We start from the raw sequence: 21,968 nt of genomic DNA on the forward strand, positions 1-21,968 counted from the left end.
CACCCGAACCGGTGAGGCCGGGCGGGCGGGACGGAGGGTCAGTTCTCGACCTGGGCGGCGAGGTTCTGCAGCAGCTCGTCGTAGATGCGGCCGAGTCCCTTGGGCGCGAAGGTCTTCTCGAAGAAGCCGCCGATGCCCCCGGCCCCGTTCCACACGGTCGTGACGACGGCCTTGGACCTGCCCTCGCCGGCGGGGGTGACGGTCCAGGTGGTGACCATCGACGAGTTGCGGTCCTTCTCCACGAGCTGCCCGTCGGTCGGCTCGCTGACGTCGAGCAGGCAGTCGCGCACGCGCTTGCTGGTGGCCTGGAGCTTCCAGTGGACGACGGTGCCCTCGCCGTCGCCGCCCTCGCGCACCTCGTACTCGCTGAAGTGGACGGGCAGCACCTTGCCCCGGACGTCCTTGTAGTCGGCCAGCGCGTCGAACACCGCCTCCGCGTCCGCCGCGATGATCCGCTCCGTCGTGGCTTCGACCTGCGCCATGGCTGTTCCTCCAGCACTCGGTTCTTCAGGGGTGTGCTGAGCCAACCACCTCGGGGGTCGGGCTCAAAATCCGGTCCGGGACGAAGGGGAGAAAACGATCATGGGAACAAGTGTTCTATTCTCGGTCCAGAGCTATCGAGGAGGCGTCCATGCGCTGGGACAATCTGGCGGAGAACAACGCCAACCACCCCACAAGCGGTACCGGTGCGCTCTTCGCCGCGGACGCGGTGACGACCCGCACCTTCGACACCCCGGAATTCCGGGGCATCACCTTCCACGAGATCCGGGCCCGCTCGATCGTGAACCGGGTGCCCGGCGCATCCCGGATGCCGTTCGAGTGGACCGTGAACCCGTACCGCGGCTGCACCCACGCCTGCGTCTACTGCTTCGCCCGCAAGACCCACAGCTATCTCGACCTCGACACCGGACTCGGCTTCGACTCGCAGATCGTCGTGAAGGTCAACGCGCCCGAGCTGGTCCGCCGCGAGATCGCCTCGCCGCGCTGGCACGGCGCGCACGTCGCGATGGGCACGAACGTCGACTGCTACCAGCGGGCGGAGGGCCGCTACCGGCTGATGCCCGGCATCCTGACCGCCCTGCGCGACCACGCGAACCCCTTCTCCATCCTGACGAAGGGCACCCTGATCCTGCGCGACCTGGAGCTCCTGCGGCAGGCCGCCGAGGTCACGGAGGTCGGCGTCTCGGTCTCGGTGGGCTTCGTCGACCCCGAGCTGTGGCGGACCGTGGAGCCCGGCACGCCCTCGCCGGAGCGCCGCCTCGACGTCGTCCGCGCGCTGAGCGAGCACGGCATCGGCTGCGGGGTGCTGATGGCGCCGGTCATCCCCCACCTCGGCGACAGCCCCGACCAGCTGCGGGCGACGGTCCGCGCGATCGCCGCCGCCGGGGCGACCTCGGTGACCCCGCTCGTCCTGCATCTGCGCCCCGGCGCCCGGGAGTGGTTCATGCAGTGGCTGGGCCACCACCACCCGCACCTGGTGCGGCGCTACGAGCGGCTGTACGCGGACGGCGCCTACGCGCCCACCTGGTACCAGCGCCGCATCACCCGGCACGTCCATGAGCTGGCGGCCGAGTACGGCATCGGGCCCGCGCACCGCGGCGCCGCCCGCCGCCTCCCTGTGCGCGAACCGCAGCCCCCCTTGGACGGCTCCGAACCCACCCAGCTGACCCTGCTCTGAACCGGCACCGCCCGAGCACCCGGGCAAACGGGTCATCTCTCACCCCAACAGGTCCTCCCGTCCCCGAATGCGGGGAACATGCGGCGGGGGCTGCGTCCGGCGCAGCCGTGTTCCCCCACCACGGGAGGCCATATGACGAACCGTCCAGGAATGCTGCTCGCCGTCGGGGTGACGGTCGCCGGTCTGGTGACCGCCGCCCCGACGACAGCGACGGCGGACACCGCACCGCTCGCCTGGAAGGACTGCGCGACGAAGTCGTACCCGACGCTCCAGTGCGCGACGGTGCGCTCCCCGCTCGACCACGACGACCCTGCGGGCCGCAAGGTCACCCTCGCCCTGACCCGGGTTCCGCACACCTCGAAGACCCTCCAGGGCCCGCTGCTGGTCAACCCGGGCGGCCCCGGCGGCAGCGGCCTGTCGATGGCCGGTTTCGTCGCCGCCTCGCTGCCGAAGGAGGTGGCCGCCCAGTACGACGTGATCGGGTTCGACCCGCGCGGCGTCGGGAAGAGCCGGCCGGCCCTGGACTGCCTGCCCGGGTACTTCGACCCGGTCCGGCCCGACCCGGTGCCGCAGTCCCTCGGGAGTGAGCGGGTCAACCGCAACCGCGCCCGTGACTTCGCGGCGGCCTGCGGCGAGAGGTACCCGGACCTGCTCCCGTACATGGACACGGTGAGCGTGGCCAAGGACCTCGACGTGATCCGGCGCGCGACCGGCGCACGTCAGCTCAACTACTTCGGCTACTCCTACGGCACCTACCTCGGCGCGGTCTACGCCAAGCTGTTCCCGGACCGCGTCCGGCGCCTGGTCCTCGACTCGAACGTCGACCCGGACGGCGTCTGGTACGACGACAACCTCGCCCAGGACTACGCGTTCGACACCCGCCACAAGGCGTTCGCCGCCTGGGTCGCGAAGTACGACGGCACCTACCACCTCGGCAGCGACCCGGCGAAGGTCGAGGCGGCCTGGTACCGGATGCGGGACGCGGTGAAGAAGCGTCCGGCGGGCGACAAGGTCGGCGCGGGCGAGCTGGACGACACCTTCCTGCCGGGCGGCTACTACAACGGCTACTGGCCGGTCCTGGCCGAGGCGTTCGCCGCCTATGTGAACGACAAGGACGAGAAGCCGCTGACCGAGGCGTTCGAACGGTTCGCCGCGGTCGACACGGACGGCGACAACGGGTACGCGGTCTACACGGCGGTGCAGTGCCGGGACGCCTCGTGGCCGCGCGACTGGAACGTCTGGCGCAGCGACGCCTGGCGGGTGCACGGCAAGGCGCCCTTCATGGCCTGGGGCAACACCTGGTACAACGCGCCGTGCGCCGACTGGCCGGTGGAGCCGCTGAACCCGGTACGGGTCTCCAACCACAAGCTGCCCCCGGTGCTGCTCTTCCAGGCGACGGACGACGCGGCGACCCCGTACGAGGGCGGCGTCACCCTGCACCGCAAGCTGCGCGGTTCACGCCTGGTGGTCGAGCAGGGCGGCGCCAACCACGGCATCACCCTGAGCGGCAACGACTGCCTGGACCGGTACCTGGCGGACTACCTGGCCAAGGGCGCCGTGCCCCGCGCCGGGCGCGGCGACGTGGACGCGGTCTGCGCGAAGACCCCGGACCCGGAGCCGGAGACCACCAAGTCGGCGCGCCCGGCGTCCCGGCCGGACGGGGACCGGGGCAGCGCCCTGCACGGGCTGCTGGGTTTCCGGGGCTGACCGACGAGACACCGCCGAGGGGCGTGCGCGGAGAGACCGCGTGCGCCCCTTCGCTCATGGCCCCGGCAGCCGGCCGAGCGCCTTTCGGGCCGCGTCCGCCAGGCGGGGGCGAGGCAGCGCGGCCTCCAGGACCGGGCGGGCGCGGTCGTCGCCGAGGCTGCCCAGGCCCTCCACGCAGGCCAGGGCGACGCGCCAGTGCGGTTCGTCCGGGCCCAGGAGCCGGGACAGGGTGGCGACGAGGGCGGGCACGGACTCGGGGGCGCGCAGGGCGGCGAGGAGGCGGACCGGGTGCAGGGCGTAGGCGGTGCGCAGGGAGTTGGTGGCGAGCGCGGCGGCGGCGCGCGGGGTGCGGGGGTCGGCGAGGCGGGCCAGGGCGTGGGCGGCGCTGACACAGCGCTCGGGGTCGCGGTGGTTGAGGAGGAGCACCAGGGGTTCGAAGGCGCGGCGGTCTCCGGCGCAGCCCAGGCGGAAGGCGGCGATCTCGCGGGCCCAGAGCGGGCGTTCGTGCTCGACGAGGACCCGGGCCAGTTCCTCGTCGTCCTCGGTGGCGAGCAGTCGGCGGTAGGCCGCCGAGTCCCCCGCCTCTTCGGCCAGCCGGTGCGTCAGGGAGCGCAACTCCGCGTCATCCATGACTGTCAGCGTAACGGCGGGCACGCTGCGTATCGATGGACCCCGGAAATGTGGTCCGTACCACAACCGAGCAGGGCTGGCGCGCTCGTTACTCGCCGGTTAAGCTCAGGTGAGCGGGGCATTGTCCCGCCGGCTCCGGTGGCCTGGTGACGCAGCCACCCGGAGTGTTGTCGGTTCGGCAGCTGTACGAGACGTGACTCCGGGACAGAGTCCGTCGCTCCCTTTCCCTCCCGTGCGTGGATCACGCCCGGTGGTCGAGCACCACGACAGGCAACTCCCGCACGGCGTGCGCCTCACGCGCCCCGTGCGTCCCTCAGTCGTCACTCATCCCTGGAGTCCCGTGATGGACACCCCTCTCTCCACCATTGCCGTCGTCGGCCTCGGCACGATGGGCACCGGCATCGCCGAGGTCCTGGCCCGGTCCGGCCGCGAGGTCATCGGCATCGACGTCGACGAAGCGGCCGCCCGCCGGGCCGTCGCCTCCCTGGAGGCGTCCACCGCCCGCGCCGCGGAGCGCGGGCGGATCACCGAGGAGGAGCGGCGCGACGCGCTCGCCCGCTTCCGCACCTTCTGCGACCTCCAGGCGGCCGCCGACGCGGAGCTGGTCATCGAGGTCGTGCCGGAGTCGTACGAGATCAAGCAGCAGGTCTTCCGGGAGCTGGACGCGATCGTCTCCCCCACCGCCATCCTCGCGACCGGCACCAACGCCCTGTCGGTGACCCGGCTCGCTGCCGAGTCGCAGCACCCGGAACGGGTGCTCGGCCTGCACTTCTTCAACCCGGCACCGGCGATGAAGCTGGTCGAGGTGGTCTCGTCGGTGCTGACCGCCCCGCCGGCCGTCGCGGCCGTCACCGAACTCGCCCGCAAGCTGGGCAAGGAGCCGGTCTCGATCGGCGACCGGCCCGGATTCGTCGCCGACGGGCTGCTCTTCGGCTACCTCAACCAGGCCGCCGCGATGTACGAGGCGAACTACGCATCGCGCGAGGACATCGACGCGGCGATGAGGCTGGGCTGCGGTCTGCCGATGGGCCCGCTGGCCCTGCTGGACCTGATCGGCATCGACACGGCCCGCACGGTCCTGGAGGCGATGTACTCCGCCTCGCACGACCGCCTGCACGCCCCGGCGCCGATCCTCGGCCAGCTCGGCGCGGCCGGGCTGACCGGCCGCAAGGCGGGCCGCGGCTTCTACACGTACGCCGGGCCGGGCAGCCAGACCGTGGTGCCGGACGCGCTGACGCCCGCCCCGCGCGGCGAGGAGTCCGCCGGGCGCACCGTGCGGTCGGTGGGCGTCGCGGGCTCCGGCACGATGGCCTCGGGCATCGCGGAGGTCTTCGCGAAGGCCGGGTACGACGTGGTGCTCGCCGCCCGCGGCCAGGAGAAGGCGGACCTCGCCAAGGGCCGGATCGCCAAGTCGCTGGAGCGTTCGGTCGCCAAGGGGCGGCTGACCGGGGAGGCGCGGGACGAGACGCTGGCCAGGATCTCGGCCGCGGGCTCGCTGGACGCGTTCGCCGGGGTGGACCTCGCCGTGGAGGCGGTCGCCGAGGACCTGGCGGTCAAGCAGCAGCTGTTCGCCACGCTCGACAAGGTGTGCCGGCCGGGCGCGGTGCTCGCCACCACCACCTCTTCGCTGCCGGTCGTGGCGATCGCCCGGGCCACCGGGCGGCCCGAGGACGTCGTCGGGATGCACTTCTTCAACCCGGCGCCCGCGATGAAGCTGGTCGAGGTCGTGCGTACGGTGCTCACCGCCGACGACGTGCACGCGACGCTCCACGAGGTGTGCCTGAAGGTGCGCAAGCACCCGGTGGACTGCGGGGACCGGGCCGGCTTCATCGTGAACGCGCTGCTGTTCCCGTACCTCAACAACGCCATCAAGATGGTCGAGGAGCACTACGCGTCCCTCGACGACATCGACGCCGCGATGAAGCTGGGCGGCGGCTACCCTATGGGCCCGTTCGAGCTGCTGGACGTGGTCGGCCTCGATGTCTCGCTGGCCATCGAGAAGGTGCTGCACAACGAGTTCCGCGACCCGGGCCTGGCGCCCGCACCGCTGCTGGAGCACCTGGTGGCCGCGGGCTGCCTCGGCCGCAAGACGGGACGCGGCTTCCGCGAATATGCCCGGCGCTGACCGGGGGGCCGGCTGGGGCGGGTTGCTCGGCCCTTCGGGCGGCCCGCCCCCGCAGGCGCGCTCTCCTGCACCGATGCAGTACGTTCACAGCATGTCCCAGCCCGCCAGGTCCTCCCGTGTGTCCGCCGCGCCCGACGTCCCGGAAAGTGCCGCAGGCACCCGTGCCGCCGCCCAGCGGCTCAAAATGCGCCGTGAGCTGGCCGCCGCGGCGATGGAACTCTTCGCGACGAAGGGGTACGAAGCCACCACGGTCGACGAGATCGCGGGGGCGGCGGGCGTGGCCCGGCGGACTTTCTTCCGGCACTTCCGCTCCAAGGAAGAGGCGATCTTCCCGGACCACGACGACACCCTCGTGCGGGCCGAGGCGGTCCTCAACGCCGCCCCCGCGCACGAGCATCCGCTCGACACGGTGTGCCGGGGCATCAAGGAAGTCATGCGGATGTACGCGGCCAAACCCGCGGTCTCCGTGGCCCGTTACAAGCTGACCCGTGAGGTGCCGACCCTGCGGCAGGCGGAGATCGCCTCGGTGGCCCGCTACGAGCGGCTGTTCACCCGTTATCTGCTGGGCCACTTCGACGAGCGCGACCACCACCCCGGCAACGACGACCCGCTCCTGGCGGAGGTCGCCGCGTCCGCCGTCGTCACCGCGCACAACCATGTGCTGCGCCGCTGGCTGCGGGCGGACGGGCAGGGCGATGTGGAGGCGCAGCTCGACCAGGCTTTCGCCATCGTCCGGGACACGTTCGGGACGGGGATCGGCGCGGGCCGGACCGCCGGGGCCGAGCCCGCGAAGCCGCCGGCCGCCTCGGTGCAGACCCAGGGCGAGGTGCTGGTGGCCGTGGCCCGTACGGACGCGCCCCTGGACGAAGTGATGCGGACGATCCGGCAGGCCCTGAAGGAGCGCTGAGCCGGGCCGGGAAACCCGGTTGCCGGGGCGGGGTCCCGGTGCTGGGGTGTGCGGATGAACGATCATGTGACATCCGACCGCGCCCGGCTCCTCGCCGACTTCGACCGCGAGATGCGCGAGCACGCCCGCTCCGACGGCCCCGGCGTCCGCGTCGAACGCACCGGTGACGTCGTACGGCAGACGGGCGCCGCCCACGACTGGAACGGGGTGGTGTGGTCGTCGCCGGACCTGGACGGCCCCCGCGCGGACGCGGCGATCGCCGCCCAGGTGGCGCACTGCGAGCGGCTGGGCTGTGAGGAGTTCGAGTGGAAGCTGTACGGGCACGACCGGCCCGGCGATCTCGGGGCACGGCTGCTGGCGGCCGGCTTCGAGGCCGAGGAGCCGGAGACCCTGCTCGTGGCGCCGGTCGCGGACCTGGCCACGGCCGTGCGGCTCCCGGAGGGTGTCCGGCTGCGGGTCGTGCGCGGCGAGGCCGACGTGGAGCTGATGGCGCGCGCCCATGAGCAGGCGTTCGGCTCGGACTGGTCGCGGCTGCGCCACCAGGTGCTGGCCCGGCTGAGGCAGGCTCCGGAGCATTTCGTGGGGGTGCTGGCCATGGCGGGCGACGAGCCGGTGAGCTCGGCCCGGATGGAGCTGTACCCCGGCACGGGGTTCGCGGGGCTGTGGGGCGGGGGCACGGTGGCGGCGTGGCGCGGACGGGGCGTGTACCGGGCGCTGGTGGCCTTCCGGGCGGGCGTGGCGGCGGAGCGCGGCTGCCGGTACCTCCAGGTCGACGCGACCGAGGACAGCCGCCCGATTCTCCAGCGGCTCGGCTTCACGGCGCTGACCACGACGACCCCGTACGTGTACCGCCCCGCATGCCCCTGACGCACAGACAGGGGCATACCGCCCCATACCACTCCCCGTGTTGCTCATGCGTGGCAGCCGTCTGACAATTGAGGGAAATTACTGGCACCGAGTGCCTTGCCAGCTGTCACGCAGTGCCATACGTTGAAGGCGTCCGGGCGGCCGGCGTGCTGGGATCTCACGTACGCCGGCTGTCCCCGCAAGCCACGTGCCTGCGCGCCCGGGCGCCTGCGTCACCAGGCAACCCTTCTGCTCCACAGAGCAAGCAGCCGAGCACCACCCCGCCGAACCGACGGCACACCTCCAGACCCGTCCCCCCTGTTCTCAGGGACCCCTCGAGCGTTCCCTCAACGCTTCCCCAAGCTCTCGACTTCGCTCGAGCAGGGGAGACCCCATCCGCCGGAGGCACCCGTGAAGGAAATCCTGGACGCGATCCAGTCGCAGACCGAAGCGAAGAGCGGCTCCGCCGCCGTCACCGCCGCGGACTTCGCGGCGCTGCCCATCCCGGAGTCGTACCGCGCGGTCACCGTGCACAAGGACGAGGCGGAGATGTTCGCCGGGGTCGAGAGCCGCGAGAAGGACCCGCGCAAGTCCCTCCACGTGGAGGACGTGCCGGTGCCCGAGCTCGGTCCGGGCGAGGCCCTGGTCGCGGTCATGGCCAGCTCGGTGAACTACAACTCCGTCTGGACCTCGATCTTCGAGCCGGTCTCGACCTTCGGCTTCCTGGAGCGCTACGGCCGGGTCAGCGAGCTCACCAAGCGCCACGACCTGCCGTACCACGTCATCGGCTCCGACCTGGCCGGCGTCGTCCTGCGCACCGGCCCCGGCGTCAACGCCTGGAAGCCGGGTGACGAGGTCGTCGCGCACTGCCTCTCGGTCGAACTGGAGTCCTCGGACGGCCACAACGACACGATGCTCGACCCGGAGCAGCGCATCTGGGGCTTCGAGACCAACTTCGGCGGCCTGGCGGAGCTCGCACTCGTCAAGTCCAACCAGCTGATGCCGAAGCCGGACCACCTCAGCTGGGAGGAGGCGGCGGCCCCCGGGCTCGTCAACTCCACCGCGTACCGCCAGCTCGTCTCGCGCAACGGCGCCGGCATGAAGCAGGGCGACAACGTGCTGATCTGGGGCGCGAGCGGCGGCCTCGGCTCGTACGCCACGCAGTTCGCGCTGGCCGGCGGCGCCAACCCGATCTGTGTCGTCTCCAGCGACCAGAAGGCGGAGATCTGCCGGAAGATGGGCGCCGAGGCGATCATCGACCGCAACGCCGAGGGCTACAGGTTCTGGAAGGACGAGCAGAACCAGGACCCGCGCGAGTGGAAGCGGTTCGGCAAGCGCATCCGCGAGCTGACCGGCGGCGAGGACGTGGACATCGTCTTCGAGCACCCGGGCCGCGAGACCTTCGGCGCGAGCGTCTACGTCACCCGCAAGGGCGGCACGATCGTCACCTGCGCCTCGACCTCGGGCTACAACCACGAGTACGACAACCGCTACCTGTGGATGTCCCTCAAGCGCATCATCGGCTCGCACTTCGCCAACTACCGCGAGGCGTGGGAGGCCAACCGCCTGATCGCCAAGGGGAAGATCCACCCGACGCTCTCCAAGGTCTACTCCCTGGACGACACCGGCCAGGCGGCGTACGACGTGCACCGCAACCTCCACCAGGGCAAGGTCGGCGTCCTGGCACTGGCACCGCGCGAGGGCATGGGCGTGCGCGACGAGGAGATGCGCGAGCAGCACATCGACGCCATCAACCGCTTCCGGGACGTCTGACATGAGCGGCCGTCAGAAGGACCGCCCCTGGCTCATGCGGACGTACGCGGGCCACTCCACGGCCGAGGCGTCCAACGAGCTCTACCGGCGCAACCTCGCCAAGGGCCAGACGGGTCTGTCGGTCGCCTTCGACCTGCCGACCCAGACGGGGTACGACCCCGACCACATCCTGGCCCGCGGCGAGGTCGGCCGGGTCGGCGTGCCCGTGTCCCACCTCGGCGACATGCGCCGGCTGTTCCAGGACATCCCCCTGGAGCAGATGAACACCTCGATGACGATCAACGCCACCGCCATGTGGCTGCTGGCGCTCTACCAGGTCGTCGCCGAGGAGCAGGGTGCCGACCCGGGCAGGCTCCAGGGCACCACGCAGAACGACATCGTCAAGGAGTACCTCTCGCGCGGGACGCACGTCTTCCCGCCCGGGCCCTCGCTGCGGCTGACCACCGACATGATCACGTACACGGTCAACCGCATCCCCAAGTGGAACCCGATCAACATCTGCAGCTACCACCTCCAGGAGGCCGGGGCCACCCCGGTCCAGGAGATCGCGTACGCGATGTCGACGGCCATCGCCGTCCTCGACGCGGTGCGCGACTCCGGGCAGGTGCCCGAGGAGAAGTTCGGGGCCGTGGTCGCGCGGATCTCGTTCTTCGTGAACGCGGGCGTCCGCTTCATCGAGGAGATGTGCAAGATGCGCGCCTTCGGCCGCATCTGGGACGGGGTCACCCGCGAGCGCTACGGCATCACGGAGGCCAAGCAGCGCCGGTTCCGCTACGGCGTCCAGGTCAACTCGCTCGGCCTGACGGAGGCGCAGCCGGAGAACAACGTCCAGCGCATCGTGCTCGAGATGCTGGCCGTGACCCTCTCCAAGGACGCCCGCGCCCGCGCCGTGCAGCTGCCCGCCTGGAACGAGGCGCTGGGGCTCCCCCGGCCCTGGGACCAGCAGTGGTCGCTGCGCATCCAGCAGGTCCTGGCCCACGAGAGCGACCTGCTGGAGTACGAGGACATCTTCGCGGGCTCGCACGTCATCGAGGCCAAGGTGGACGAGCTGGTCACCGACTCGCTCGCCGAGATGGACCGGATCGAGCAGATGGGCGGCGCCATGGCGGCCGTCGAGTCCGGCTACCTCAAGTCGGAGCTGGTCTCCTCGCACGCCGAGCGGCGGGCCCGGATCGAGGGCGGAGACGAGAAGATCGTCGGCGTCAACGTGTACGAGACGACCGAGCCCAACCCGCTCACCGCCGACCTCGACGGGGCGATCATGACGGTCGATCCGGCCAACGAGGCCAGGGTCGTCGCAGCCCTCCACGAGTGGCGCGACAACCGCGACGAGCCCCGCGCCACCGAGGCGCTGGCCGCACTGAAGAAGGCCGCGGCGGGCACCGAGAACCTGATGGAGGCGACCGTCGAGTGCGCGCGCGCCGGGGTCACGACCGGCGAGTGGTCCTGGGCGCTGCGGGACGTCTTCGGCGAGTTCCGGGCGCCGACCGGGGTCTCGTCAGCCCCGGTCGCGGTGATGGCCGAGGAGGGCTCGCCGCTGGCCCTCGTACGCGAGAAGGCCGCGCGGACCGCGGCGGACCTGGGGGTCGGCCGGCTGCGTCTGCTGGTCGGCAAGCCCGGCCTGGACGGGCACTCCAACGGCGCGGAGCAGATCGCGGTGCGCGCCCGTGACGCCGGGTTCGAGGTCGTCTACCAGGGCATCCGCCTCACGCCCGAACAGATCGTCTCGGCCGCCGTCGCCGAGGACGTGCACTGCGTCGGCCTGTCCATCCTGTCCGGCTCGCACGCCGAACTGGTGCCGGACGTGCTGACCCGGCTGCGCCGCACCGGGGCCGGCGACATCCCGGTCATCGCCGGCGGCATCATTCCCCCGGCCGACGCCGAGGCCCTGATCAGGGCGGGTGTCGCCGCCGTGTTCACCCCGAAGGACTTCGGTATCACGGAGATCATCGGCCGTATCGTCGACGAGATCCGGAAAGCGAACAAGCTCGACCCTCTGGAGGTCCCCGCATGACCACGCCCGCCCCGTCGACCGCCACCACCCCGAAGTCGGGCGGCTCCGCCCCGCGCCCCTTGAACCGCCTGCGTCCGCGCCGCTCGTGTCTGGCCGTGCCCGGCTCGAACCCGCGGTTCCTGGAGAAGGCCCAGGGCCTCCCGGCCGACCAGGTGTTCCTGGACCTGGAGGACGCCTGCGCGCCGCTCGCCAAGGAGGGCGCCCGCCACACCATCGTCGACGCGCTGAACAACGGCGACTGGGCGGGCAAGACCCGGGTCGTGCGGGTCAACGACTGGACGACGCACTGGACGTACCGCGACGTCATCACGGTCGTCGAGGGCGCGGGGCAGAACCTCGACTGCATCATGCTGCCGAAGGTGCAGGACGCCCAGCAGGTCGTCGCGCTGGACCTGCTGCTCACCCAGATCGAGAAGACGATGGGCTTCGAGGTCGGGCGGATCGGCATCGAGGCGCAGATCGAGAACGCCAAGGGCCTCGTCAACATCGACGAGATCGGCGCCGCGTCTCCCCGCCTGGAGACGCTGATCTTCGGCCCGGCCGACTTCATGGCGTCGATCAACATGAAGACCCTGGTCGTCGGCCAGCAGCCGCCCGGCTACCCGGCGGACGCCTACCACTACATCCTGATGCGCATCCTGATGGCGGCCCGTACGCACGACCTCCAGGCGATCGACGGCCCCTTCCTGCAGATCCGCGACGTGGACGCCTACCGCGAGGTCGCCGGCCGTGCGGCGGCGCTCGGCTTCGACGGCAAGTGGGTGCTGCACCCGGGTCAGGTCGACGCGGCGAACGAGGTGTTCTCGCCCTCGCAGGAGGACTACGACCACGCCGAGCTGATCCTGGACGCCTACGACTGGTGCACCTCCGAGGAGGGCGGCAAGAAGGGCTCGGCGATGCTCGGCGACGAGATGATCGACGAGGCCAGCCGCAAGATGGCCCTGGTCATCGCGGGCAAGGGCCGGGCGGCCGGCATGCAGCGCACCTCCAAGTTCGAAGCACCGGAGGTCTGATATGCAGTTCGGACGCACTTACGAGGAATTCGAGGTCGGTGCGGTCTACAAGCACTGGCCCGGAAAGACCGTCACCGAATACGACGACCACCTCTTCTGCCTGCTGACCATGAATCATCACCCGCTGCACATGGACAGCAACTACGCGGAGCAGACCACTGATTTCGGCAAGAACGTCGTCGTCGGCAACTACATCTACTCGCTGCTGCTCGGCATGTCCGTGCCGGACGTCTCCGGAAAGGCCATCGCCAACCTGGAGGTCGAGTCGCTGAAACACGTCGCGCCGACGTTCCACGGCGACACGGTCTACGGCGAGACGACGGTCCTGGACAAGACCCCGTCGAGGTCCAAGAGCGACCGCGGAATCGTTTATGTGGAGACCAAGGGCTACAAGCAGGACTCCACGCTGGTCTGCGTGTTCCGCCGCAAGGTCATGGTCCCCACCGAGACGTACATCAGAGAGCGGGGCGGGGAGCAGCCCGGCCGCCCGGAGCTGAACCAGCCTGCGCAGAAGAACGTGGAGAAGCAGTCATGACGCGACTCGCCCAGACGGCCGGTCTCAACGACGTCCAGCAGGAGATCCTCTCCACGGTCCGGGATTTCGTCGACAAGGAGATCATTCCGGTCGCGACCCGGCTGGAGCACCGCGACGAGTACCCGGCCGAGATCGTGGAAGGGCTCAAGGAACTCGGCCTGTTCGGGCTGATGATTCCCGAGGAGTACGGCGGTCTGGGCGAGTCGCTGCTCACCTACGCGCTGTGCGTGGAGGAGATCGCCCGGGGCTGGATGAGCGTGTCGGGCATCATCAACACCCACTTCATCGTGGCCTACATGCTCAAGCAGCACGGCACCCAGGAGCAGAAGGACACCTTCCTGCCCCGGATGGCGCTGGGCGAGGTGCGGGGCGCGTTCTCGATGTCCGAGCCGGCGCTGGGCTCGGACGTGTCGGCGATCAGCTCCAAGGGCGTCAGGGACGGCGAGGAGTACGTCCTGAACGGCCAGAAGATGTGGCTGACCAACGGTGGCACGTCCTCCCTGGTCGCCGTCCTGTGCCGGAGTGACGAAGGACACCCCGAGGGCACGGCCCCGCACAAGTCGATGACCACGTTCCTGGTGGAGAAGGAGCCCGGCTTCGGCGAGGTCCGGCCCGGGCTCACCATCCCCGGGAAGATCGACAAGATGGGCTACAAGGGGGTCGACACCACCGAACTCATCATGGACGGACTGCGCATTCCGGCCAATCGTGTCCTCGGCGGCACCACCGGCCGAGGGTTTTACCAAATGATGGACGGAGTGGAGGTCGGCCGCGTGAATGTGGCGGCCCGTGGCTGCGGTGTCGCGCAGCGTGCCTTCGAACTGGGCGTTTCCTACGCACAGCAGCGCCAGACCTTCGGAAAGCCCATCGCGCAGCACCAGGCGATCCAGTTCAAGCTGGCCGAAATGGCCACCAAGGTCGAGGCCGCCCATGCGATGATGGTAAACGCGGCACGCAAAAAGGACTCCGGGGAGCGAAACGACCTGGAGGCAGGGATGGCGAAGTACCTCGCCTCCGAGTACTGCAAGGAAGTCGTCGAGGACGCCTTCCGTATCCACGGCGGCTACGGCTTCTCCAAGGAGTACGAGATCGAGCGCCTCTACCGCGAGGCCCCGATGCTGCTGATCGGCGAAGGTACCGCCGAGATCCAGAAAATGATCATCGGGCGCCGACTCCTTGAGGAGTACCGTTTCCAGGGTTGATTGCCCCTTTCGCGGCGATTTAACCGCGAAGAAGATCACACCCTGTCATCCTCAACCGGTGCCTTCCAGACGTCCGACTCGGCTGCTGGCTTGCCCAGTTGCGGCCAGCAACCGATAACATCGCCGGAAAAGCCGCCGTCCCCCGTTGCCAGCGCGGCCTCATCCGCTACGAAGGTCATCCATGCCCGACAGCCATACCTCTGCACCCCGCGGCCGGGTCCGCATCGCACGCGGAGCTTCGCCGTGGCTCCTGCCGACCGTCGCCACCGCAGCCCTGAGCCTGACCCGCGCCCGCCGGTCCGGGCGCTGGGCGGCGGTCGCCGTGCCCACCACCGCGCTCGCGGCGGGCATGCTCTGGTTCTTCCGCGACCCGGAGCGAGAGATCACCGGGGGGCGCGTCATCTCACCGGCCGACGGCGTGGTGCAGAGCATCATGCCGTGGAAGGACGGGCGCACCCGCGTCGCGATCTTCATGAGCCCGCTGAACGTCCACGTCAACCGCGCGCCGCTGGCCGGCACGGTGACGTCGGTCGAGCACGTGCCCGGTGGCTTCGTCCCCGCGTTCAACAAGGAGAGCGAGAACAACGAACGCGTTGTCTGGCACTTCGACACCGAACTGGGTGACATCGAGATGGTGCAGATCGCGGGTGCTGTCGCCCGTCGCATCGTCCCCTACATCCCGCAGGGCACGAAGGTGGAGCAGGGCGAGCGCATCGGGCTGATCCGCTTCGGCTCGCGTGTCGACATCTACCTTCCGGAAGGTGTGGACGTCGCGGTCGAGGTCGGCCAGGCCACCACCGCGGGGGTGACTCGCATTGACCGTGATTGATCCCGACACACAGGCCGGCTGGGTGCCGGAGGCCGAGGACGGGGACGACGCCGAGGACATGCCGCTCTCGATGCGGCTGTCGATAGCGGACACCCTCACCCTCGGTAACGCCACGTGCGGGTTCATGGCCGTGTACTTCACGACCACGGGCATCCTCATCCCGCACCTCACGGGCAGCGACGAGAGCGGGATGGCGCGGCACTCCGCGGCCACCGCCGTGATCCTCATGCTCATGGCAGCGGTCTTCGACCTGTTCGACGGGCTCGTGGCCCGCAAGCTGCGTTCCTCGCCGATGGGCGCCGAGCTGGACAACCTCTCGGACCTCATCAGCTTCGGGCTCGCCCCGGCGTACTTCGTCCTCGTGTACGGCATGGTCGCGGACGACGCACACCAGCGGGTCTCGGCGCTCGCGGCGATCGTGGTGCTGCTGGCGGTGGTGCTCAGGCTTGCGCGGTTCTCCTGCGTGACCATGAAGGACGGCATGTTCCAGGGCATGCCGAGCCCCTTCGGAGCGCTCACGGTCATCTCGATCGTGCTCCTGGAGCTGCCCTTCGTGCCGACGCTGCTCGCGATCATCGGGGTGGCGTGGCTGATGGTCAGCCGGGTCGAGTACCCGAAGCCGCGGGGCGTCCTCGCGGTGGCGATGCTCGGCTGGATCGTGGCCGCGATGGGGCTCCTGGCGGCGTGGGCGTTCGACGCCCCCGGCGGCCAGCTGCTCCTGCAGACCGGCTGCGCGCTCCAGGTGGTCCTGGGCGCGGTCATCCCGCTCTTCGCGACCGCACGCCGCGTGAACACCTTCCGCGGCAACCGGCGCGAGGCACGGGCGGCGCAGCTGCCGTAACCCGCCGTACGACGGACACGAGGGCCCGGATGCCGACAGGCATCCGGGCCCTCGTGCGTTGCGGGCCGCAGCGCCTTCTGGGCCGTCGCGTTCCGGCGTACCGGAGCCGCGAGGCGTAAGCGCTTGCACCCCTAGGGGCGGACGGGCCGGGGATTCCTCCTCAATCCCCGCACAGCTCACATTTTTCCTAGGTTTACGTCACTAATTTTAGTCCGCAGAGCGAATTCTTGCGCAGCGCCGTGGACTTCCTTGCGACGGTGCTCCTAGCCTGTGGGACGTCCGAAGAGCCCCACGAGCCGCAAGGACGACTTCGACGTGACTTCACCACCCAGACGCCCCCTGCTCAGGCGGTCCGTATCCGCCTCGCTCTCCCTGGCACTCGCCGCGTTCGGCACCGCCGCCGCCGTGGTTCTGTCCAGCGCACCGGCCGCCCAGGCGGCCGGTGTGCCCGCCCCCTCGCCGCTCGCGGTTCCCGGCCGCGGCGCGACCGTACCGTTCAAGGAACAGGAGGCCGAGTACGCGGCCACCAACGGCACGCTGATCGGCCCGAACCGCCTCTACGGCACGCTGCCCTCCGAGGCATCGGGCCGGCAGGCCGTGACGCTGGACGCGGTCGGTGAGTACGTGGAGTTCACGCTCACCGCCCCGGCCAACGCGATGTCCTTCCGGTACTCGCTGCCGGACAACGCCGCGGGCACGGGCCGGGACGCCTCCATCGACGTACGGGTGAACGGCGCCTCGCCCAAGGCGGTGCCGGTCACCTCGAAGTACGGCTGGTACTACGGCGGCTACCCGTTCAACAACAACCCGGGCGACACCAACCCGCACCACTTCTACGACGAGGCCCGGACCATGTTCGGGTCCACCCTCCCGGCCGGCACGAAGGTCCGGCTGCAGGTCTCCTCGACCTCGGCCTCACCGTCGTTCACCATCGACCTGGCGGACTTCGAACAGGTGGCCGCGCCCACCGCGAAGCCCTCGGGCGCGCTCGACGTCGTCGCCGACTTCGGGGCCGACCCCACCGGGGCCGCCGACTCGACCGCCAAGATCCAGGCGGCCGTCGACGCGGGCAAGGCGCAGGGCAAGGAGGTCTACATCCCGCAGGGCACCTTCCAGGTCCGCGACCACATCATCGTGGACAAGGTGACGCTGCGCGGCGCCGGCCCCTGGTACTCCGTGCTGACCGGGCGCGACCCGTCGAACCGGAGCAAGGCCGTCGGCGTCTACGGCAAGTACGCCGCGGCCGGCGGCAGCAGCAACGTCACGCTCAAGGACTTCGCCATCATCGGCGACATCCGGGAGCGGGAGGACAACGACCAGGTCAACGCCATCGGCGGGGCCCTGTCGAACTCGACCGTCGACAACGTCTGGATGCAGCACACCAAGTGCGGCGCCTGGATGGACGGCCCGATGGACAACTTCACCATCAAGAACAGCCGCATCCTGGACCAGACCGCCGACGGGGTGAACTTCCACTACGGCGTCACCAACTCCACCGTCACCAACACCTTCGTCCGCAACACGGGTGACGACGGTCTGGCGATGTGGGCGGAGAACATCCCGAACGTGAAGAACAAGTTCACGTTCAACACGGTGATCCTGCCGATCCTCGCCAACAACATCGTCACGTACGGCGGCAAGGACATCACCATCTCCGACAACGTCATGGCGGACACCATCTCCAACGGCGGCGGCCTGCACATCGCCAACCGCTACCCCGGCGTCAACTCCGGTCAGGGCACGGCCGTCTCCGGCACCACCACGGCGGCCCGCAACACCCTGATCCGCACCGGGAACAGCGACTACAACTGGAACTTCGGGGTCGGCGCGATCTGGTTCAGCGGGCTCAACGAACCGATCAACGCCACGGTCAACATCTCCGACACGGAGATACTCGACAGCTCCTACGCCGCGATCCACCTCATCGAGGGCTCGTCCAACGGGCTGCACTTCGACAACATCAGGATCGACGGCGCGGGCACCTACGCGCTCCAGATCCAGGCGCCGGGCACGGCCACGTTCAACAACGTCGTGGCCACGCACATCGCGCAGTCCAACCCGATCCACAACTGCGTCGGCAGCGGCTTCCATATCACCCGGGGCTCCGGGAACTCCGGCTGGTACGCCGACCCGCCGGCCTGCACCGGCACCTGGCCGGCCCCGGTGTGGACCAACGGCGGCGTGCCGGGCGGCGGCAGCGGCCCGACCGACCCCACGGACCCGCCGACCGGCCCGACTGACCCTACGGACCCCCCGACCGACCCGCCGGCCGAGACGGGCAACCTCGCCCAGGGCCGTAGCGTCACCGAGTCCGGCCACGCGGACGTGTACGGCGCGTCCAACGCGGTCGACGGCAACGCGGACACCTACTGGGAGAGCACCAACCACGCCTTCCCGCAGACCATCACCGTGGACCTCGGCGCCGCGAAGGCGGTCAAGCGGCTGGTCCTGAAGCTGCCCCCGGCGGCCGCCTGGGCCACCCGCACGCAGACGCTCAGCGTGTCGGGCAGCACCGACAACCAGACGTACACCTCGCTGAAGGGCTCCGCGGGCTACACCTTCAACCCGTCGAGCGGCAACAAGGCGACCGTCACCCTGCCCGGCACGTCGGCCCGCTATCTGCGGCTGACGTTCACCGCCAACACCGGCTGGCCGGCCGCGCAGCTCTCGGAACTGGAGGCATACACCAGCTGACCGGCACACGGAACACCGGCGGGCGGCACGCGCGATGCGTGCCGCCCGCCGGCCGTCCCGCGCAAACAGGACCACTCGACGGTGTAGGACTTCGCCGCGGCCTCGGCCGGCCGGACCACCTTCAGACCGCCGGGGGTCTCGTCGTCCGGCTTCATGATCACGCTCTGCCGGGTGGAGGGCGCGGCCGGGTCGGAGAAGTCGTGCGACATCCCGAAGTCGCCGCCGAAGTCCGTGACGGTCAGCAGCGCCTTGTCGATGCCCTCGCGGGTGAGGTCCTTCGCCGCGCACGCCTTCTTCAGCGCCTCCCCGTACAGCCGGGCCGCCGTGTACCCGGCGATGAGCCGTTGTCGAGACCGTCCTTGGGGTAGGCGGCGGCGTACTCCTCGCAGAGCTCGGCCGGCCCTGCGCCCGGGTCGCCGATCGGGAGCGTGGAGGCGGCCACGTAGTAGTCCTTCATCAGGGCCGGGCCCGCCTGGGTCTTCAGCAGCTGCGGGGCGTACGCGGAGTTGTTGCCGATGACCGGGACCCGGAAGCCGGTGGCGGCGGCGACCCCGACCAGCAAGGCGGCCCGGCGCGGGCCCGCGCTGACGACGACGGCCTTGACACCGGCCTGCTTGAGGGCGGCGACCTGGGCGGTCATGTCGTTGTCGGTGGGCTTGGTCTTCTGCTCGACGACGGTGAGACCCGCCTGCTTCGCCGCGTACTCCGATCCGGCCAGCGCGTTCTCGCCGTAGTCGCCCTCGAAGTAGACGTGGCCGATCCGGTCGCCCTCGGCGATGCGCCTCTCGGCGAGCAGGTAGTCGATCGCGTTGATCGTCTCGACGTCGTACGTGGCGCCGATGACGCGGATGTACGTGCTGCCGAGCAGGTTCGCCGGCCATGCCTGCGGCAGGACGAGTCCCTTGTCCCGGCCGTCGATGCTGCTCGCCGCCGGACAGCAGCCCGGCGCTCTGGTGGGCGCGCCGGGCGAGCACCGGGAACAGCTCGTGTACGCGCCCGAGCGCATCGGCCGCCGCCCTGCGCCCGCCGGGGGCGCCGAGGGCGCCCGCCCGCAGGTTGCCGGCCACCGTCATCCGGGCGAACACCTGCCGCCCCTCGGGCACTTGGACCACTCCGGCGGCCACCACCCGGTCGGGGCGCAGCCCGTCCAGGGGCTGCCCGTCGAACCGGACGGCGGGGGTGGAGTGGGTTGTGCGGGCGCACAGAGCGGGGCGGGGCCGCCCTGCGGCGGGCTCGCCCCCTACCCGCCCCTTCCCTTGACCGGGGGCTCCGCCCCCGGACCCCCGCTCCTCAATCGCCGGAGGGGCTTGAAGACCACCGCATGGGGTCTGGGGCGGAGCCCCGGTTTCAGCGCAAGAAGTCCCGCGCGATCGACTCCGCCACCCGCTCCAGCAGCGGCCCCGCCTGGGCCATGCACACCGCCGGATCCGGCTCCAGCTCCGTCAGGGCGTACGCGCGCCGGATCCCGGCACGGCCCAACGCCTCCGGCGCCAGCGCCAGGCGGCCGCAGACCGCGACGACGTCGATGCCCGCCGCGCGGGCCGCCGCGGCGACGCCGGCCGGGGCCTTGCCGTGGAGGGTCTGGGCGTCGAGGGAGCCCTCGCCGGTGATGACGAACGTGGCCCGCTCCAGCGCCGGTGCGAAGCCGAGGACGTCGAGCATGACCTCGATCCCGGGCCGGAACCGCGCACCGAGTGCGACGAGCGCCCCGTACCCGATGCCGCCCGCCGCCCCGGCGCCCGGCAGCTGGGCCTGCTCGGGCCCCAGCAGGGAGGCGTAGTGGGCGAGTGCCGCGTCCAGCACCGCGATGTCCGCCTCGGTGGCGCCCTTCTGGCGTCCGTAGACCTCGGGCGCGCCCTTCGGGCCGGTCAGCGGGTTGTCGACGTCGCTGGCGAGGATCAGGTCGATCCCCTTCAGCCTGGGGTCGAGCCCGGAGAGGTCGGCCTCGGCGAGGTCGGCGAGGCCGCCGCCGCCCGGTCCGACCGGCTTGCCGTCCGCGTCGAGGAAGCGCGCGCCGAGCGCGGCCAGCATGCCGGCGCCGCCGTCCGTGGTCGCGCTGCCGCCGACGCCGAACACGATGGTCCGCGCCCCCGCTCCGGCCGCGGCGAGCAGCAGTTCGCCGGAGCCGTACGTGGTGGCCGTGAGCGGCGCGAACACGCCGTCCGGCAGGTGCTGGAGGCCGGACGCCTCGGCCATCTCGACCACCGCGGTGGTACCGCGCACCGCGTACGCGGCGGTGACGGGGTCGCCGAGCGGCCCGGTCACGCGCGCCTCGCGGCGTTCGAAGCCGGCGGCCACCGCCGCGGCCACCGTGCCGTCGCCGCCGTCCGCCACGGGCAGGGTCTCCACCCGTACGCCGGGGACGACGCGCCGCAGCCCGGCCGTCACCCGCTCGGCGACCTGCACGGCCGTGAGCGAGCCCTTGAACTTGTCCGCCGCGACGAGCACGCGTGCGGTCTCCATCACTGCTCCGTCCGTCACCTTGATTCCCTTTGCTCTCGAACAGGCAGTCGCGCCGCCCCGACCCTATCCGCAGCGCCCCCTCGCTGCCCATGGCCTGATCGATCAAAACTGCCCTTACGCTTCCCTCGTGACCACTCATGACTACGCCACGTACATCGCCGGTCTCCCCAAGGTCCTCGTGGGCGCGGCCTGCGTCTTCCGCGACGCCTCGGGACGGGTCCTGGTCGTCGAACCGAACTACCGGGAGGGCTGGACGCTGCCCGGCGGCACGGTCGAGTCCGCGGACGGCGAGAGCCCGCGGCAGGGTGCGCGGCGCGAGTCGCTCGAGGAGATCGGTCTCGACGTGGAGCCGGGCCGGCTCCTCGCGATCGACTGGGCGCGCGGCAGCGGCCGGCCGCCGATCGTGGCCTACGTGTACGACGGCGGGGTCCTGGACGAGGAGCAGCTGAAGGCGGTCCGGCTCCAGGAGTCGGAGCTGCTGTCGTGGAAGCTGGTGGAGCCGGCGGAGCTCGACCGCTACCTGACCGGGGCGCGCGGCCGGCGGGTGCACGCGGCGCTGGGGGCGCTGGAGTCGGGCACGGGCGGCGTGGAGCTGGAGGACGGCTACCCCGTCGGCTGAGGGCGGCCAGCCGCGCGGTCGCCGCCGAACTGCGCCTCTTCGACACCGGGCACTTCGCCCTGGAGGACCACCTGCCGCGGATCGCCCCGCTG

At 70.9% G+C, this 21,968-nt stretch carries 17 protein-coding genes and 2 pseudogenes; 14 read left to right on the forward strand and 5 right to left on the reverse strand.

Translation table 11 applies throughout. From position 1 onward, the window contains the following. Positions 1 to 38: 38 nt before the first annotated feature. Entirely contained in the window at positions 39 to 482 is a 444-nt protein-coding gene (locus E6R18_RS26245) for an SRPBCC family protein (RefSeq protein ID WP_136319378.1), read from the reverse strand. Between the two features lie 149 nt (positions 483 to 631). Here E6R18_RS26245 and E6R18_RS26250 point away from each other — a divergent pair, with 149 nt between their 5' ends. Together E6R18_RS26250 and E6R18_RS26255 are read left to right on the forward strand one after the other, a co-directional pair. Next, entirely contained in the window at positions 632 to 1,678 is a 1,047-nt protein-coding gene (locus E6R18_RS26250; protein WP_136319379.1) for an Rv2578c family radical SAM protein, read from the forward strand. Positions 1,679 to 1,810: 132 nt separating this feature from the next. Next, positions 1,811 to 3,385 (forward strand): alpha/beta hydrolase, encoded by a 1,575-nt coding sequence (locus E6R18_RS26255; RefSeq protein ID WP_136319380.1) that lies wholly within the window; start codon positions 1,811 to 1,813, stop codon positions 3,383 to 3,385. A gap of 54 nt (positions 3,386 to 3,439) precedes the next feature. On the opposite strand, the gene E6R18_RS26260 is transcribed toward E6R18_RS26255, so the two are convergent. Beyond that, entirely contained in the window at positions 3,440 to 4,015 is a 576-nt protein-coding gene (locus tag E6R18_RS26260; protein ID WP_136319381.1) for an adenylosuccinate lyase, read from the reverse strand. A gap of 343 nt (positions 4,016 to 4,358) precedes the next feature. Between E6R18_RS26260 and E6R18_RS26265 the strand changes: the two genes are divergently transcribed. The 11 genes from E6R18_RS26265 to E6R18_RS26315 all read left to right on the forward strand — a co-directional run bounded on the left by E6R18_RS26265 (position 4,359) and on the right by E6R18_RS26315 (position 18,794). Continuing rightward, complete coding sequence (locus tag E6R18_RS26265; RefSeq protein WP_136319382.1) at positions 4,359 to 6,140, forward strand: 3-hydroxyacyl-CoA dehydrogenase; 1,782 nt, start codon at positions 4,359 to 4,361, stop codon at positions 6,138 to 6,140. Between the two features lie 91 nt (positions 6,141 to 6,231). Further along, positions 6,232 to 7,047 carry a TetR family transcriptional regulator gene (locus E6R18_RS26270; protein ID WP_136319383.1) on the forward strand — a complete coding sequence of 272 codons (816 nt, stop codon included), beginning with the start codon at positions 6,232 to 6,234 and terminating at the stop codon, positions 7,045 to 7,047. A gap of 54 nt (positions 7,048 to 7,101) precedes the next feature. Then, positions 7,102 to 7,914 carry a GNAT family N-acetyltransferase gene (locus tag E6R18_RS26275; RefSeq protein ID WP_136319384.1) on the forward strand — a complete coding sequence of 271 codons (813 nt, stop codon included), beginning with the start codon at positions 7,102 to 7,104 and terminating at the stop codon, positions 7,912 to 7,914. Positions 7,915 to 8,304: 390 nt separating this feature from the next. Then, positions 8,305 to 9,666 carry a crotonyl-CoA carboxylase/reductase gene (gene ccrA, locus E6R18_RS26280; RefSeq protein ID WP_206308431.1) on the forward strand — a complete coding sequence of 454 codons (1,362 nt, stop codon included), beginning with the start codon at positions 8,305 to 8,307 and terminating at the stop codon, positions 9,664 to 9,666. A 1-nt stretch (position 9,667) separates the two neighbouring features. Further along, the gene (locus tag E6R18_RS26285) at positions 9,668 to 11,680 is read left to right on the forward strand and encodes a protein meaA (protein WP_136319385.1); all 2,013 of its coding nucleotides are present in this window, start codon (positions 9,668 to 9,670) and stop codon (positions 11,678 to 11,680) included. Beyond that, the gene (locus E6R18_RS26290) at positions 11,677 to 12,693 is read left to right on the forward strand and encodes a CoA ester lyase (protein ID WP_136319386.1); all 1,017 of its coding nucleotides are present in this window, start codon (positions 11,677 to 11,679) and stop codon (positions 12,691 to 12,693) included. The genes E6R18_RS26285 and E6R18_RS26290 overlap by 4 nt, the downstream gene beginning before the upstream one ends. A 1-nt stretch (position 12,694) precedes the next feature. Continuing rightward, positions 12,695 to 13,228 (forward strand): MaoC family dehydratase, encoded by a 534-nt coding sequence (locus E6R18_RS26295; RefSeq protein WP_136319387.1) that lies wholly within the window; start codon positions 12,695 to 12,697, stop codon positions 13,226 to 13,228. After that, entirely contained in the window at positions 13,225 to 14,430 is a 1,206-nt protein-coding gene (locus E6R18_RS26300) for an acyl-CoA dehydrogenase family protein (protein ID WP_136319388.1), read from the forward strand. The genes E6R18_RS26295 and E6R18_RS26300 overlap by 4 nt, the downstream gene beginning before the upstream one ends. Before the next feature lie 181 nt (positions 14,431 to 14,611). Beyond that, a complete protein-coding gene (locus tag E6R18_RS26305; RefSeq protein WP_136319389.1) occupies positions 14,612 to 15,259 on the forward strand; it encodes a phosphatidylserine decarboxylase in 648 nt (215 codons plus the stop codon). Positions 15,260 to 15,281: 22 nt separating this feature from the next. Beyond that, a complete protein-coding gene (gene pssA, locus E6R18_RS26310; RefSeq protein ID WP_206308433.1) occupies positions 15,282 to 16,100 on the forward strand; it encodes a CDP-diacylglycerol--serine O-phosphatidyltransferase in 819 nt (272 codons plus the stop codon). 315 nt (positions 16,101 to 16,415) lie between these two features. After that, entirely contained in the window at positions 16,416 to 18,794 is a 2,379-nt protein-coding gene (locus E6R18_RS26315) for a discoidin domain-containing protein (RefSeq protein WP_136319390.1), read from the forward strand. A 77-nt stretch (positions 18,795 to 18,871) separates the two neighbouring features. On the opposite strand, the pseudogene E6R18_RS26320 reads toward E6R18_RS26315, so the two are convergent. From E6R18_RS26320 to E6R18_RS26330, 3 genes and pseudogenes are all read right to left on the reverse strand, one after another. Beyond that, positions 18,872 to 19,713 (reverse strand): annotated as a pseudogene (locus tag E6R18_RS26320) (ABC transporter substrate-binding protein); the annotation flags it as partial. Between the two features lies 1 nt (position 19,714). After that, positions 19,715 to 19,966 (reverse strand): annotated as a pseudogene (locus E6R18_RS26325) (ABC transporter ATP-binding protein); the annotation flags it as partial. Positions 19,967 to 20,141: 175 nt separating this feature from the next. Continuing rightward, entirely contained in the window at positions 20,142 to 21,257 is a 1,116-nt protein-coding gene (locus tag E6R18_RS26330; protein ID WP_136319391.1) for a glycerate kinase, read from the reverse strand. A gap of 127 nt (positions 21,258 to 21,384) precedes the next feature. Here E6R18_RS26330 and E6R18_RS26335 point away from each other — a divergent pair, with 127 nt between their 5' ends. After that, the gene (locus tag E6R18_RS26335) at positions 21,385 to 21,876 is read left to right on the forward strand and encodes an NUDIX hydrolase (protein ID WP_136319392.1); all 492 of its coding nucleotides are present in this window, start codon (positions 21,385 to 21,387) and stop codon (positions 21,874 to 21,876) included. The last annotated feature ends 92 nt before the right edge of the window (positions 21,877 to 21,968 follow it).

The sequence above is a fragment of the Streptomyces sp. A1277 genome (assembly GCF_004795015.1).
Classification (GTDB): domain Bacteria; phylum Actinomycetota; class Actinomycetes; order Streptomycetales; family Streptomycetaceae; genus Streptomyces.

Excerpts from the sequence above, each read along its gene's own strand:
- E6R18_RS26245 (WP_136319378.1), bottom strand. The coding sequence starts at position 482 with ATGGCGCAGGTCGAAGCCACGACGGAGCGGATCATCGCGGCGGACGCG.
- E6R18_RS26250 (WP_136319379.1), top strand. The coding sequence starts at position 632 with ATGCGCTGGGACAATCTGGCGGAGAACAACGCCAACCACCCCACAAGC.
- E6R18_RS26255 (WP_136319380.1), top strand. The coding sequence starts at position 1,811 with ATGACGAACCGTCCAGGAATGCTGCTCGCCGTCGGGGTGACGGTCGCC.
- E6R18_RS26260 (WP_136319381.1), bottom strand. The coding sequence starts at position 4,015 with ATGGATGACGCGGAGTTGCGCTCCCTGACGCACCGGCTGGCCGAAGAG.
- E6R18_RS26265 (WP_136319382.1), top strand. The coding sequence starts at position 4,359 with ATGGACACCCCTCTCTCCACCATTGCCGTCGTCGGCCTCGGCACGATG.
- E6R18_RS26270 (WP_136319383.1), top strand. The coding sequence starts at position 6,232 with ATGTCCCAGCCCGCCAGGTCCTCCCGTGTGTCCGCCGCGCCCGACGTC.
- E6R18_RS26275 (WP_136319384.1), top strand. The coding sequence starts at position 7,102 with ATGAACGATCATGTGACATCCGACCGCGCCCGGCTCCTCGCCGACTTC.
- E6R18_RS26285 (WP_136319385.1), top strand. The coding sequence starts at position 9,668 with ATGAGCGGCCGTCAGAAGGACCGCCCCTGGCTCATGCGGACGTACGCG.
- E6R18_RS26290 (WP_136319386.1), top strand. The coding sequence starts at position 11,677 with ATGACCACGCCCGCCCCGTCGACCGCCACCACCCCGAAGTCGGGCGGC.
- E6R18_RS26295 (WP_136319387.1), top strand. The coding sequence starts at position 12,695 with ATGCAGTTCGGACGCACTTACGAGGAATTCGAGGTCGGTGCGGTCTAC.
- E6R18_RS26300 (WP_136319388.1), top strand. The coding sequence starts at position 13,225 with ATGACGCGACTCGCCCAGACGGCCGGTCTCAACGACGTCCAGCAGGAG.
- E6R18_RS26305 (WP_136319389.1), top strand. The coding sequence starts at position 14,612 with ATGCCCGACAGCCATACCTCTGCACCCCGCGGCCGGGTCCGCATCGCA.
- E6R18_RS26330 (WP_136319391.1), bottom strand. The coding sequence starts at position 21,257 with ATGGAGACCGCACGCGTGCTCGTCGCGGCGGACAAGTTCAAGGGCTCG.